Origin of the sequence: Trichormus variabilis 0441 (genome assembly GCF_009856605.1) — a bacterium.
Classification (GTDB): domain Bacteria; phylum Cyanobacteriota; class Cyanobacteriia; order Cyanobacteriales; family Nostocaceae; genus Trichormus; species Trichormus variabilis.
Genome location: NZ_CP047242.1, coordinates 402,522 through 416,048 on the forward strand (window position 1 = coordinate 402,522; position 13,527 = coordinate 416,048).

Below are 13,527 nucleotides of genomic sequence, written 5' to 3' on the forward strand. Positions count from 1 at the left end.
CTGAGTTTTAGTTAATTAGATTAATTTTTATTTAAAGGAATTAGAGTTTAGTATCAAAAATAACAATTCAGTGGTTAAATATCAAACTAATATCACAATCTAAAGCTTGACCTTGTGAACTCTCAGGGAGCTAGCTGATTCATCACGGGGAAATTTAACCAAGATATGAGTAGACGAATTAACCGACGCAGATTTTTAATTTACGGCTCTGCAACTATTGGTAGCAGCATCTTACTGAAGGCTTGCGCTAATAACACCCCAAATGCTACAAACAGTCCAAGCACCTCTGGGAATGCTTCTCCTGTGGCTGCTAGTGGTGGTAACACGATCAAAATAGGTATTCTGCACTCTCTCAGTGGCACAATGTCTATCAGTGAAAAAAGCGTTGTAGATGCTGAGAAATTAGCTATCAAAGAAATTAACGCGGCTGGCGGTGTTTTAGGTAAACAAATTGAAGCCATTGTTGAGGATGGTGCTTCTAACTGGGATACTTTTAGAGAAAAAGCTACCAAGTTGATTGATCAAGATAAAGTAGCTGTAGTTTTTGGTTGTTGGACTTCAGCTAGCCGCAAAAATGTGAAGCCAGTATTTGAAAGTAAAGACCATATGCTGTGGTATCCCGTGCAGTATGAAGGTCAAGAGTGTTCTAAAAACATTTTTTACACAGGTGCAGCACCAAATCAACAAATTGAACCTTCTGTTGATTGGTTGTTAAAAAATAAGGGCAAGGAATTCTTTTTAGTCGGCTCAGACTATGTTTTCCCTCGGACGGCTAACACTATTATCAAAGCCCAATTAGAAGCTTTAGGTGGAAAAACAGTTGGTGAAGATTATTTACCATTAGGTAATACAGAAGTTACACCAATTATCACCAAAATTAAACAAACATTACCCAATGGTGGGGTAATTTATAACACTTTAAATGGTGATAGTAACGTAGCTTTCTTCAAACAGTTAAAAGGTGCTGGATTAACACCGGATAAATACCCTTCTATGTCTGTAAGTATTGCCGAAGAAGAAGTTAAAGCAATCGGTGTTGAGTATTTAAAAGGTCACTATGCTGCTTGGAATTATTTCCAAACAGTAGATACTCCTGCTAATAAGAAATTTGTTGAAGCTTTTAAGAAAGAATATGGTGCAGACCGGGTAACAAATGACCCGATGGAAGCTGCATATATCGCTGTGTATTTGTGGAAGCAAGCAGTAGAAAAAGCGGGTAGTCCTGATTTAGCTAAAGTGCGGGCGGCGGCTTATGGTCAAACCATAGATGCACCTGAAGGAAAGGTGACAGTTAATGCTAATCATCACATATCTAAAGTTGTGCGGATTGGTGAAGTTAGAGATGATGGTTTGTTTGATATTGTTTATGCTACGCCTGCGCCAGTTGAGCCAGTCCCTTGGAATCAATTTGTGAAGGAAACGAAAGGATTTGCTTGCGATTGGTCAGATCCAGCTAAGGGTGGTAAGTACAAAAAAGCTTAATTAGTCAATGGTCAATGGTCATTAGTCATTAGTTAATAGTCAAGATTGTTACTTTTGACTGTTGACCTTGGACTTTTGACTCTTGATTGAAAATAAGCCTATAGCTGGTGAATAAAAATGTTAACAGGTTTTTTGGATGCTGTATTTAATGGTATTAGCATCGGTTCTGTGCTATTAATTGCCGCCTTGGGATTAGCCATTATTTTTGGCTTGATGGGGGTGATTAATATGGCGCATGGCGAATTGATGATGTTTGGGGCTTATACAACATTTGTTGTACAGAATGGCTGTAAACAATTGGGCGGTTTTTGGTTTGAGATTTATATATTTCTGGCGTTAATTATTGCTTTCTTTTTCACTGCATTTATTGGATTAATTCTGGAAAGAGGTGTGATTCGTCACCTCTATGGAAGACCTCTAGAAACGTTGTTAGCAACTTGGGGCGTAAGTTTAATTTTCCAACAGTTTGTCCGTAGTGTGAATTGGGTTTTAGTAATTGGCTTGGGCTTGTTTTCTCTGTTGTTTTTTGGGGGGTTATGGGTTTTAAATTCCCGGACAAATTTAGAGAGAATTCGTAATTGGGTTGTGGCGGTGATTTTCTTGCTATCTTTGGGGGTGACAATCACCACAGGTAACTTATTAAGTCAAACTTATCAGCTAGCAGTAACCCAACCTTGGTTTGGGGCGCAAAATGTTGATGTGACTGCGCCTAGATGGTTACAAACCGGCGTATCTTTAGGTGGGGTACAATTACCATTCGCCAGGTTATTTATTATTGCTTTGACAATAATTTGTGTGGGGGGAATTTATCTATTTTTACAGCGTTCTAGCTGGGGATTAAGAATTCGGGCTGTGACACAAAACCGGAGTATGAGTGCTTGTTTGGGTATCCCCACCGAAAAAGTTGATGCGATTACCTTTGCTTTGGGTTCTGGTTTGGCGGGTGTGGCTGGGTGTGCGATTAGTTTGCTTGGTTCTGTGGGGCCAAATACCGGACAAAATTATATTATCGATACTTTCATGGTGGTGGTTGTTGGGGGTGTGGGTAACTTAGCGGGTACTATTGTCGCTGCTTTGGGAATTGGGACAGCTAACTTTTTAATTGGTTCTGGGACTATAGCTTTGTTGTCAACTCCTGTGAAACCTCTAGCAGATTTCTTGACGTTTTTTGCCACCACAAGTATGGCTAAAGTAATGGTATTTGTGTTGATTATTTTATTTCTACAGTGGAAGCCGGCGGGGATTTTTCCGCAGAAGGGACGTAGTGTTGATGTTTAATTTTTTTAATCTCACGCAGAGACGCGGAGGGCGCAGAGAATGAAGCAGGGAGGACGGTTGATATTAGTTGAGGTTGGGGTGGTGGTAGCGATCGCTCTCTTCCTCATTCTAATTATGCCATTGGTGTTGTCAGAGTTTCGCTTGAATTTGTTGGGGCGATTTTTGTCACTGGCGATTGTGGCTTTAGGGATTGATTTGATTTGGGGTTACACTGGCTTACTCAGTTTGGGACACGGGATTTTCTTTGGGTTGGGTGGATACGCGATCGCTATGTACCTGAAGTTGCAAATCCCAGAGGGTGAGTTACCTGATTTTATGGGATTGTATGGGGTGACGGAACTTCCTTGGTTTTGGCGACCTTTTTATTCTTTCCCCATAGCGGTAGCGACTGTAGTGATAGTTCCAGGGTTGCTGGCGGGGTTATTAGGATATTTGGTATTTCGCAACCGGATTAAGGGCGTTTATTTTTCAATTTTGACCCAAGCTGCAATTATTGTGTTTTTCAATTTTTTTAACGGTCAACAGCAATTTTTTAATGGGACAAATGGGCTAATAGATTTTACAACTTTGTTTGGTGCAACTGTCAGCGACCCAAAAACAAAATTTATTTTCTACACTCTCACCGTCTTGTTTCTTGCTGCTACCTACGGGATTTGTCGCTGGTTGACTAGTGGACGCTTTGGACGACTGTTAATTGCAATTCGAGACGATGAAAGTCGTGTAAGGTTCTCTGGCTATGACCCCACAGATTTTAAAACATTAGTGTTTGCCGTTTCTGGTGCGATCGCTGGTATTGCAGGAGCATTTTACACCCTGCAAAGTGGTTCTGTCTCCCCTAGAGCTATGGATATCGCTTTTTCCATTGAAATGGTGATTTGGGTAGCTGTGGGTGGACGTGCTACATTAATCGGGGCAGTTTTGGGAACTTTATTAGTTAATTATGCCCGTGCTTTTTTGAGTGAACAATTTGCTGAAATCTGGCTATTTTTCCAAGGTGCATTATTTTTAATTGTTGTGACCGTCCTTCCTGATGGCTTAGTAGGATGGTTGCGTAGCCAAAATATTCCTTTTCTCAAACGCCCTCAACAAATTGCTACATATCCCAGTTTGGAAGAAGACCCAGAAGTACAACATGAACGCCAAAATCTTGGAAACTGAAAATGTTACTGTGAGCTTTGATGGTTTTAAAGCTCTCAACCAACTAAATTTTAGTATGGATGTGGGGGAATTGCGAGTAGTAATTGGCCCTAATGGTGCGGGTAAAACCACATTTTTGGATGTAATTACAGGGAAAGTCCAACCAACGATAGGCAGAGTTTTATTCAAAGGCAAAAACCTGCGTTCTTTACGTGAACATCAAATTGCGCGGCGGGGAATCGGGCGCAAATTCCAAACACCTAGAGTTTATCTCAATCTCACGCCACGGGAAAATTTGGAAATTACCAGTAACCGAAATAAAAATGTTTTTTCTACATTATTTGGGCGTTCTCAACCTACGGAAGAAAATAGTATTAAAGGTTTATTAGAAACCATTGGCTTAACTCCTAAAGCAGATATACCCGCAGCTTTGTTATCTCATGGAGAAAAGCAACGCTTAGAAATTGGAATGTTAGTTGGACAATCCCCAGATTTATTACTTGTGGATGAACCAGTTGCAGGTTTAACTGATGAAGAAACGTATAATATTGGCGAGTTACTTTTAACATTAGCGCAGAGTCATTCCATTTTAGTAATTGAACATGATATGGAATTTGTCCGTCAAATCGCTAAAAAAGTCACAGTTTTACATGAAGGTTCGGTACTTTGTGAAGGTAATTTTGAGGAAGTGCAAAGTGACCCTCGTGTTGTTGAAGTTTATTTAGGACAACAATGAGGGATGTGGGGGTGTAGGGGTGGTGGAATCAAGACAACAGACGCGATTAATCATATATCTAACAATTGTACAGACGCGATTAATCGCGTCTCTGAACCAATATGCTAAATATTTCTAACCTTAACGTTTACTATGGCGAAAGCCATATTCTCCGCAACGTAGATTTAACTGTACCAAATGGGCAAATGATCTGCCTAATTGGACGTAATGGCGTAGGTAAAACAACCTTACTTAAAACAATTATGGGGTTACTGAAACCTCGCAGTGGCACTATTAACTTAGCCGGGAATTTAATTAACTCCAAATCACCAGATCAAAGGGCGAAAATGGGGATAGGTTATGTTCCCCAAGGACGAGATATTATTCCGCGTTTGACAGTTAAAGAAAATCTGTTACTGGGGTTGGAAGCTAGACAAAAACAGGTAAAAAAAGCTGAAATTCCGGAAGAAATTTTTGGCTTATTTCCTGTGTTGAAAACTATGTTATCGCGGATGGGTGGTGATTTAAGTGGTGGACAACAGCAACAACTGGCGATCGCTCGTGCTTTAATGGGACAGCCTCAATTATTGGTTTTGGATGAACCTACAGAAGGGATTCAACCCTCAATCATCCTGGAAATTGAAGCAGCCGTCCGTCGCATTATTGAAACTACAGGCATTTCTGTTTTACTTGTAGAACAACATTTACACTTTGTCCGTCAGGCTGATTACTATTACGCTATGCAAAAGGGGGCTATTGTTGCATCTGGTTCTACTGATGAACTGAGTCAGGATGTGATTCAACGGTTTTTGGCAGTTTAGCTCACGCAGTACCGCTAAGGCGGAACCCGCAGGGTGGCGTGAAGACGCAGAGAGGATGAATCAATTCAAAATTCAAAATAAAGAGTTTGAAATTTCAGCACATCAAATTTCATCTCCTGATTAAGTAACGCCTCAGATTTTATTAACTAGATGTTCTACGGTGTCAGCATCATTTGGTAAGGCGGCGGTGAGGACTTCGCTGCCTGTATCTGTAACTAAAACATCATCTTCAATGCGGATTCCTCGGACATCGGCAAACTGAGAGAGGCGTTCCCAGTTGACTGTATATTGATATCTTGAGCGAATTTTTTCATCGTTTAAGATGGCGGGAACTTGGTAGAAACCGGGTTCAATTGTGACTAACATTCCTGTACGTAGGGGACGATTTAAACGCAGGTAGCCCAAGCCGAAGCGATCGCTCCTTTTCTTCCCTTCTTCATAGCCGGCTAAATCACCCAGGTCTTCCATATCGTGGACATCTAAACCCAAGAGATGACCTATACCGTGGGGGAAAAATAAAGCATGGGCATCTTTTTCTACTAAATCTTCGGGATTACCTCGCAAAATGCCTAAATTTACCAAACCTTCGGCAATAACCCTAGCCCCTACTAGATGAATCTCTGCATACTCTACACCAGGAAGGATGTTGGCAATGCAGGTATCATGGGCTGCCAGTACTACATCATATATATCCCGTTGTGTGGGGGAAAACTTACCAGACACAGGCCAGGTACGGGTAATATCAGCAGCCCAACCTAATTCTGTTTCGCCACCGACATCGGCTAGTAATAAATCCCCTGGTTGCAGAGGATGGTGATATTGTTCGTTGTGTAGAACTTCGCCATGAACGGTAACGATACTGTTATAGGCAGTCGTCATGTTGTGAGCGATGAAAACGCTTTCCATTGCAGCTCTAACTTCCGCTTCTATTTTGGCGTTGGCGGTGGCTACCATACCGGCTTTGTGGGCTGCTACACTCACAGTTGCTGCCTTACGTAACTCGGCTAATGCGCCTGCGTCGTGGATGAGGCGTAAGGTGACGATCGCTTTCGTTAATTCTAAATCAATTCCTTCCGGTTGACTTTGCGGTAATACCCATCTGTTCAGTAGTTGGGACTGCTGCGTCCAGGTTGTAGCATCTTGGACGGCAATAGTGGCTGCACCTGCTAGGAATGGCGTTAATTCTGATAAGGGTTTAGCTGCATCTGCGCCAATAGTCTCAGCTATTTCCTCACGTTTGGGCGTTTCTCCATGCCACAGGGCGCTACCAGGTGCAGGATCATCGATAAATAATGTCAGCTTACCCGCTTCTAGGTGAATTGCGGCGTTGGGTAGGGGTAAGCCAGCAAAATAGAGGAAGTGACTGCTAGCCCGAAACGGAAAGCGATTGGCAGGAAAATTGCGTGCATTGCTGCCACCTGACCATAAAATGGCAGGAAAATCGATGAGGCGGGCTAATTTTTGACGGCGATCGCGCAAAGTATCAGCTAGAGAACCCATAATTAGTTATCGCTATTTAATCGTTATCTTCTTTATCATTATCCTGACTGTCACGGTTCGTCCTGCACTTATCACTCTAATTTCTAAGGTACTGCATTGCCCGTTATTCATGTTCAATATGGCTTGAGAGAAAAAAGCTAGGCTCAACCGTACTTCCTCCCCCTTCTCGTCTTAATTTTAAATTTTGAATTGATTCATACTCTATGGGACAAATCATTACTCAAGTAGATGCTTTCACTGATAAACCCTTCGGGGGAAATCCTGCGGCTGTCTGTGTTGTGCCGTCTCCTCAACCAGATATCTGGATGCAGAATATAGCCCAGGAAATGAACTTATCGGAGACGGCTTTTTTAGTCAAACAAGATGATGGTTTTAATCTGCGGTGGTTCACGCCGACGGTGGAAGTACCGCTTTGTGGTCATGCAACCTTAGCCAGCGCTCATGTGTTGTGGTCGGAAGGGCATTTATCACCCGATGAAATAGCCCGTTTTCATACCAAAAGTGGCTTACTCATTGCCAAGCGCCAAGGTGATTGGATTGAGTTAGATTTTCCGGTGAATCACTCACAACCCATAACCACACCCCCAGAACTGACTGAGGCCTTGGGTGTTTCTTTAAAATCAGTTTTCCAAAACTCTCTAGGCTATTTGGTAGAGGTGGAATCTGAGGATGTGGTGCGAAATCTACAGCCCAATTTTCAGCTACTCAAAACTTTAGCTGTGGCTGATGTGATAGTTACTAGCCAAACTCAGCCTGATTCCCCATACGATTTTGTTTCTCGCTTCTTTGCCCCAGGCTTAGGTATCAACGAAGATCCAGTCACAGGTGCGGCTCATTGCTGCTTGGCCAGTTACTGGCGCGATCGCCTGGGTAAAGATGAGTTTTTGGCTTATCAAGCCTCTAGCCGTGGTGGAGTGGTCAAGGTGAGTTATGGGGGAGGCGATCGGGTTTTTCTCGCAGGACAGGCGGTTACTGTTTTGAGGGGAGAGTTAATTTAACGCAAAGGGGCGCAGAGGTAAGCGCAAAGGTACGCAAAGAAAATTCTCCGCGTTCCCTTGCGTTTACCTCCGTGTTCCTCTGCGTTTAAAAATTACGCGTCAGAATAGATAAATAAACCTATGTCTTATTTTCCATGTCGGCTAAAAATACAGCTAGTAAAAGGTCTATCCCTTATGGTGACTGGCCAATTGAGCAGTTGCCTGGATTGAGTCAAGAAGAACAATCCCGACTGCAAAATTGTGGGATTCAAACTACAGCAGGGCTTGTCAAACAGGGTAAAACTTTAGAGTCCAGGCTGGCCTTAGCGAGTAAGTTACAAGTTCATCTGCAATATGTAAATAAATGGATAGCCTTAGCAGATTTAGCCAGGATTCCTAGTGTAGGAACACAATATTGTGGTTTATTGCTTCATGCAGGCGTTGGTTCTGTGGCACAGTTAGCCCAGATTCCTACCCATAGATTACACAAACAAATTTTACGCTTACAAGTCGCAACCTTGCAGCGTCGAGATTTGTGTCCAGCAATTGAATTAGTCCAGCAGTGGAGTCAACAGGCGAATATTGTTAATGGTCATTAGTCAGTGGTCAGTGGTCAGTAGGGGCGGGTTGATGAAGATCATCGTTCAAGAGTCAGGATATTTGTAAACCCGCCCGTACAATTGCCATTGGTCATTGGTCATTACTCATTACTCAACAGTTAACGGTGATTCCCTAATCTTTTGCCAGCACTCCATTGAGGAAGATATCAGCTAGGCCTTCTGCCATTTGCTGCATTTCTTGGGGGGAAGCGTCTGGCTGCATGAGAGTATTGTTGGAGAAACCAGCGATCGCAAACATTCCCAGGAAAACTTTGGCTACTAGATTGGCATCTGTTTTGCGGTAAATGCCTTTATCCATCGCGGTTTGGAAGAAGGCTTCGGCGACATCGGTCATTTTTTCAATGACTTCTATTTGAATGCGATCGCGTAAATCTGGATGAAACTGCACTTCCATGAAGCAAACCCGCATTAAGTCGGCGTTTTTGTGCAAATTCCACATTCGGCGGCGCATCACCTGAGCGACAGCCTTATAGCTACCCATTTCGCTCAATTCTGTCAGCAAATCTGTGAGAATATCCACCCAACCAGCAGTTGCTACTTCTACCAAAATCGCTTTTTTGTTAGGGAAATGCCTAAACAAAGTACCTTCGGCTACACCTGCGGCTTGTGCTAAATCGCGGGTGGTAGTGCCATCAAAGCCTTGGGAGGCAAATAATTTCAGCGCCGCCTGTAAAATTTTGGTGCGTGTCTGTGCCTCTGAAGGCGGGGGAGAATTAAAAACTCGCATAATAGTTATTGTAAAATCTCCGGAACACTACTTGTAGCATTATTGTCTAACGTCAGGTACAAAAAGCACAGAAAGCTTAATACAAGATTAACGCTACAATTCTCGATTAACCTGTTGCTTAAGTAGTGGATATTTATTTACTTGTTGCTTATGAATCAACTTAGTCGTTCAATATCGCGTCGGCTGTTGGCAACCTTGATGGCAACAGTCGTTATATGGTGGGGATGGACACCAGAAATAGCTTTGGCACAAACGCCTCCTGCTTTACAACCAAGCAAAACACCAACTGCAAAGGTTCCCACTTCAATTCAACCCTATCTAGACCGGGTAATTAAGGATTTGACGGAGTTCCGGCTGGATAATGGTATGAAGTTTATTGTCTTAGAACGCCATCAAGCGCCAGTGGTTTCCTTTCTCACCTACGCGGATGTTGGGGGTGTGGATGAACCTGATGGTAAGACTGGTGTCGCTCACTTTCTTGAGCATTTGGCGTTCAAAGGCACTACACGCATTGGTACACAGAATTATCAGGCTGAAAAACCCTTGCTTGAGCGGTTGGAGCAGTTAGACACGCAAATTCGAGCCGCGAAAGCCAATGGTAAGCAAGATGATGTTGCTAGGTTGCAAGCGACTTTTAAGGAAGTAGAATCACAAGCTGGTAAATTAGTCAAACAAAATGAACTGGGGCAAATTGTCGAACAATCTGGGGGTGTAGGTTTAAACGCCAATACCTCAACGGAAGCGACACGTTATTTCTACAGTTTCCCGTCCAATAAGTTAGAACTGTGGATGTCGTTGGAGTCTGATCGATTTCTTGATCCTGTGATTCGCCGGGAGTTTTATAAAGAAAAAGATGTGATTTTAGAAGAGCGGCGGATGCGGATCGAAAATTCACCTATTGGTTTGATGGTGGAAAAGTTTATCGATGCTGCTTACAAAGTTCATCCTTACAGACGACCAGTGATTGGTTATGACCAAGATATTCGTAACTTAACGCCAGAAGATGTACAGACGTTTTACAATACTCACTACGTACCCAGTAATATTACCATTGCTGTTGTTGGGGATGTGAAAACGGCTGAGGTGAAACAACTGGCGCAAACTTACTTTGGACGCTACAAAGCAGCACCTAAACCACAGTCAAAAATTACCCCAGAACCCAAACAAACACAAACAAGAGAGGTTACTTTAGAACTCGCTTCTCAACCTTGGTATTTAGAAGGTTATCATCGTCCCGCAGTGACTCATCCAGATAATGCGGCATACGATATTATTGCCAGCTTGTTAAGTAGTGGACGTACGTCGCGGTTATATAAGTCTTTGGTGGAAAAAGAACGTGTAGCATTAAATGCTCAAGGTTTTAGTGGTTTTCCTGGGGATAAATACCCCAATTTGATGCTGTTCTATGCTCTCACTGCTCCTGGTCACACAGTTGATGAAGTAGCAGTGTCTTTAAGCAAAGAAATTGACAAGTTGAAAACTGAACCTGTATCTGCGGTGGAATTAGAACGGGTGAAAACTCAAGCCAGGGCTGGTTTATTACGTAGCTTAGATTCCAATATGGGTATGGCGCAGCAACTTTTGGAATATGACGTAAAAACAGGCTCTTGGCGCAATTTGTTTAAACAATTAGATGAAATTGTGGCTGTGACTCCTGCGGATATTCAGCGAGTAGCCAAAGCAACGTTTACGCCAGAAAATCGCACAATTGGCAAGTTGTTATCGAAAAAAGCATGAGTAATACACCGCAAATATGAGGAGAGCAGCAACAGATATGCACAGGCGTAAACAATTCAAAATTAGAAATCCAAAATTCACAATGGGAAAAGGCAAAAGTTTTATTTTGGCGTTGGTGGCTATTTTTGCCTTTTTAGCTGTGACTTTTAACTTTTCCCTGACGGCGACAGCAGCAGCCAAACACTATACAGAGTTGCAGTTTGCGCCGTTACCGGAGGTGAAGTTACCCAAGTATGAACGGTTTGTATTGCAGAATGGCTTGGTTGTCTATCTCATGGAGGATAGGGAACTACCTTTAATTGGTGGTACAGCCCTAGTCAGGACTGGGAGTCGTTGGGAACCAGCAGATAAAGTGGGATTGGCTAGCTTTACTGGTGGCGTGATGCGGACTGGTGGAACTAAGGAGCATTCACCTGATGATTTGAATGAAATATTAGAACAACGCGCCGCATCGGTAGAAGTGAATATTGGTGAGGCTGCGGGTAGCGCTAGTTTTGAGGCGCTGAGTGAAGATGTAGAAACAGTGTTTGGGCTATTTGCTGAGGTGTTGCGATCGCCAGTGTTTGCTCAAGCTAAACTAGATTTGGCGAAAACTCAAGCAAAAGGCGGTATTTCTCGCCGCAATGATGATCCTGATGATATTGCTAATCGGGAATTTCGCAAGCTGATTTATGGCAAAGATAGCCCCTATGGTCGGATTACAGAATATGCTACTGTGAATGCGATCGCCCGTGAAGATTTGGTACAGTTCCACCAACAATATTTCCACCCCAATAATATGATTTTGGGCATTGTGGGAGATTTTGATAGTAAAAAAATGCGATCGCTCATTCAAGCCAAGTTGGGTAACTGGGCGCGTAACCCAAAATTTACTAAACCAACTTTACCAGCAGTTTCCCCAGCAAATACCGGTGGGGTATTTTTCGTCAATCAACCCCAACTTACCCAAAGTAGTATTTTAGTTGGGCATTTGGGGGGTAAGTTCGATAACCCCGACTATGCAGCCTTGGACGTATTGAATGGGGTGTTAAATGGTTTTGGGGGTCGTTTATTTAATGAGGTGCGATCGCGTCAAGGTTTAGCCTATTCTGTATATGGTTACTGGAGTCCCCGCTTTGACTATCCTGGGATGTTCATGGCTGGTGGACAAACCCGTTCTGATGCGACTGTGCAGTTTGTCAAAGCTTTACAAGCGGAAATTAAACGCATCCAATCCCAACCCGTAACAGCAGAAGAATTAGCCCGTGCTAAAGAGTCTACCCTCAATTCTTTTGTATTCAACTTCCAAGACCCCAGCCAAACCTTATCCCGATTGATGCGCTATGAATACTATGGCTATCCGGCTGATTTTCTCTTCCGCTATCAAAAAGCCGTAGCCGCCACCACAATAGCTGATGTGCAAAGGGTAGCCAAGCAATACCTCAAACCAGATAATCTTGTCACTCTGGTGGTGGGTAATCAAACCGCTATTCAACCACCATTAACTCAGCTAGCCGCTCAAGTCACACCAATCGATGTGACAATTCCTAGTCCACCACAACAAGCGCAGAATTAATAGTTGAGATAATCACATCAGATTCCTATAAATGGATAATAATCCCAGTTTTTCTAGAGAAACTGGGATTATTGTTTTGCTGAGGACAAAGCAGCTTCACTATTATATAAAATCAGCTTTTATAGACACAAATACTTGAATTATGTCTGAAAATCTAGTCTCAAAATATTGATTTTCCTCAAGGACAAATCAAAATATAAGGCAGGACTTCCCATCTTTTTGATTAGGGAAAATCCCTGTAACGAGCTAAGCGATATAATCATCTTGAACGAGGCAAGCAAATGGTAAAAATAACAATTTCTGATCTTTCACCCGACGATGAGGGAAAATCATTGAAAGACCTCACTACTTGGGAACTGAAGTCTGTGTATGCAGGCTTGGAAAGAAGATATGGCGGTAGAAGAAATCAAGTTGCCGAACCGTCAGAAGAGTCAACAACACCCACATTGAATGATACTAACGGAACTCTTGATCGATGGATGGATTCACTAGAATTACAAATTCAAGACCTGCGAAAACAGCTTGGTATTAATTCATGATTGTTCGTTAATTACAACCTAATATTTAGGATGTCGTGTATTTTGATGAAAACTAATATCAAAATACACGATTTTTTATTGCGCGAGTGCGTGTTAGTTATCTTTTGCTTTTATCAGTTCAGTTAAGAGAATATTAGATTGAGTGCAGTGATAGCCTGGCAAAGTAAGTAGCCGTCATGAACTGCGTACACAGGAAAACATGAGAAAGTCTTTCTCTAACACCCTTACACCCCTTTTTCAATTCATAACGAATTAAAAAAAAACAACCTATATTAAGTGGCGTAAAAATACTAGACTTCAGTTAATTGTAAGAATTTTAGTCTTTGTTTGAGAACTTTAGTTATCACTAGAAACATTTACTTATTTACCCTGTTCTATCGGAGTTAAAACGCTAGATCACACTGCCATATTTTTCATAAAATTTTGTGCTGGAGATTAT

Annotated in this window: 12 protein-coding genes; 10 read left to right on the forward strand and 2 right to left on the reverse strand. The window is 42.4% G+C overall.

The window, feature by feature from the left end:
• Positions 1–165: 165 nt before the first annotated feature.
• The 5 genes from urtA to urtE all read left to right on the forward strand — a co-directional run bounded on the left by urtA (position 166) and on the right by urtE (position 5,433).
• Complete coding sequence (gene urtA / locus GSQ19_RS01545) at positions 166–1,482, forward strand: urea ABC transporter substrate-binding protein (RefSeq protein ID WP_011321038.1); 1,317 nt, start codon at positions 166–168, stop codon at positions 1,480–1,482.
• A gap of 117 nt (positions 1,483–1,599) precedes the next feature.
• Positions 1,600–2,760, forward strand: coding sequence for an urea ABC transporter permease subunit UrtB (gene urtB / locus GSQ19_RS01550; protein WP_011321039.1), 1,161 nt, complete (start codon positions 1,600–1,602; stop codon positions 2,758–2,760).
• A 39-nt stretch (positions 2,761–2,799) separates the two neighbouring features.
• On the forward strand, positions 2,800–3,918 hold the full coding sequence (urtC, locus tag GSQ19_RS01555; protein WP_011321040.1) for an urea ABC transporter permease subunit UrtC: 1,119 nt from the start codon (positions 2,800–2,802) through the stop codon (positions 3,916–3,918).
• Positions 3,893–4,633, forward strand: a complete 741-nt coding sequence (urtD, locus tag GSQ19_RS01560) for an urea ABC transporter ATP-binding protein UrtD (RefSeq protein WP_011321041.1) — start codon at positions 3,893–3,895, stop codon at positions 4,631–4,633. The genes urtC and urtD overlap by 26 nt, the downstream gene beginning before the upstream one ends.
• A 101-nt stretch (positions 4,634–4,734) precedes the next feature.
• Positions 4,735–5,433 carry an urea ABC transporter ATP-binding subunit UrtE gene (gene urtE / locus GSQ19_RS01565; protein ID WP_011321042.1) on the forward strand — a complete coding sequence of 233 codons (699 nt, stop codon included), beginning with the start codon at positions 4,735–4,737 and terminating at the stop codon, positions 5,431–5,433.
• A 132-nt stretch (positions 5,434–5,565) separates the two neighbouring features.
• On the opposite strand, the gene GSQ19_RS01570 is transcribed toward urtE, so the two are convergent.
• Complete coding sequence (locus tag GSQ19_RS01570; protein WP_011321043.1) at positions 5,566–6,933, reverse strand: aminopeptidase P family protein; 1,368 nt, start codon at positions 6,931–6,933, stop codon at positions 5,566–5,568.
• A gap of 203 nt (positions 6,934–7,136) precedes the next feature.
• Between GSQ19_RS01570 and GSQ19_RS01575 the strand changes: the two genes are divergently transcribed.
• Together GSQ19_RS01575 and GSQ19_RS01580 are read left to right on the forward strand one after the other, a co-directional pair.
• Entirely contained in the window at positions 7,137–7,931 is a 795-nt protein-coding gene (locus GSQ19_RS01575; RefSeq protein ID WP_011321044.1) for a PhzF family phenazine biosynthesis protein, read from the forward strand.
• Positions 7,932–8,065: 134 nt separating this feature from the next.
• The gene (locus GSQ19_RS01580) at positions 8,066–8,509 is read left to right on the forward strand and encodes a DUF4332 domain-containing protein (protein ID WP_011321045.1); all 444 of its coding nucleotides are present in this window, start codon (positions 8,066–8,068) and stop codon (positions 8,507–8,509) included.
• A 133-nt stretch (positions 8,510–8,642) separates the two neighbouring features.
• On the opposite strand, the gene GSQ19_RS01585 is transcribed toward GSQ19_RS01580, so the two are convergent.
• Positions 8,643–9,257 (reverse strand): TetR/AcrR family transcriptional regulator, encoded by a 615-nt coding sequence (locus GSQ19_RS01585; protein ID WP_011321046.1) that lies wholly within the window; start codon positions 9,255–9,257, stop codon positions 8,643–8,645.
• 150 nt (positions 9,258–9,407) lie between these two features.
• On the opposite strand from GSQ19_RS01585, the gene GSQ19_RS01590 reads away from it, so the two are divergent.
• The 3 genes from GSQ19_RS01590 to GSQ19_RS01600 all read left to right on the forward strand — a co-directional run bounded on the left by GSQ19_RS01590 (position 9,408) and on the right by GSQ19_RS01600 (position 13,088).
• Positions 9,408–10,994: a M16 family metallopeptidase gene (locus GSQ19_RS01590; protein ID WP_011321047.1), complete on the forward strand. Its 1,587-nt coding sequence runs from the start codon at positions 9,408–9,410 to the stop codon at positions 10,992–10,994.
• Between the two features lie 82 nt (positions 10,995–11,076).
• On the forward strand, positions 11,077–12,549 hold the full coding sequence (locus GSQ19_RS01595; RefSeq protein WP_224311930.1) for a M16 family metallopeptidase: 1,473 nt from the start codon (positions 11,077–11,079) through the stop codon (positions 12,547–12,549).
• A gap of 281 nt (positions 12,550–12,830) precedes the next feature.
• Positions 12,831–13,088, forward strand: coding sequence for a hypothetical protein (locus GSQ19_RS01600; protein WP_011321049.1), 258 nt, complete (start codon positions 12,831–12,833; stop codon positions 13,086–13,088).
• Positions 13,089–13,527: the final 439 nt, after the last annotated feature.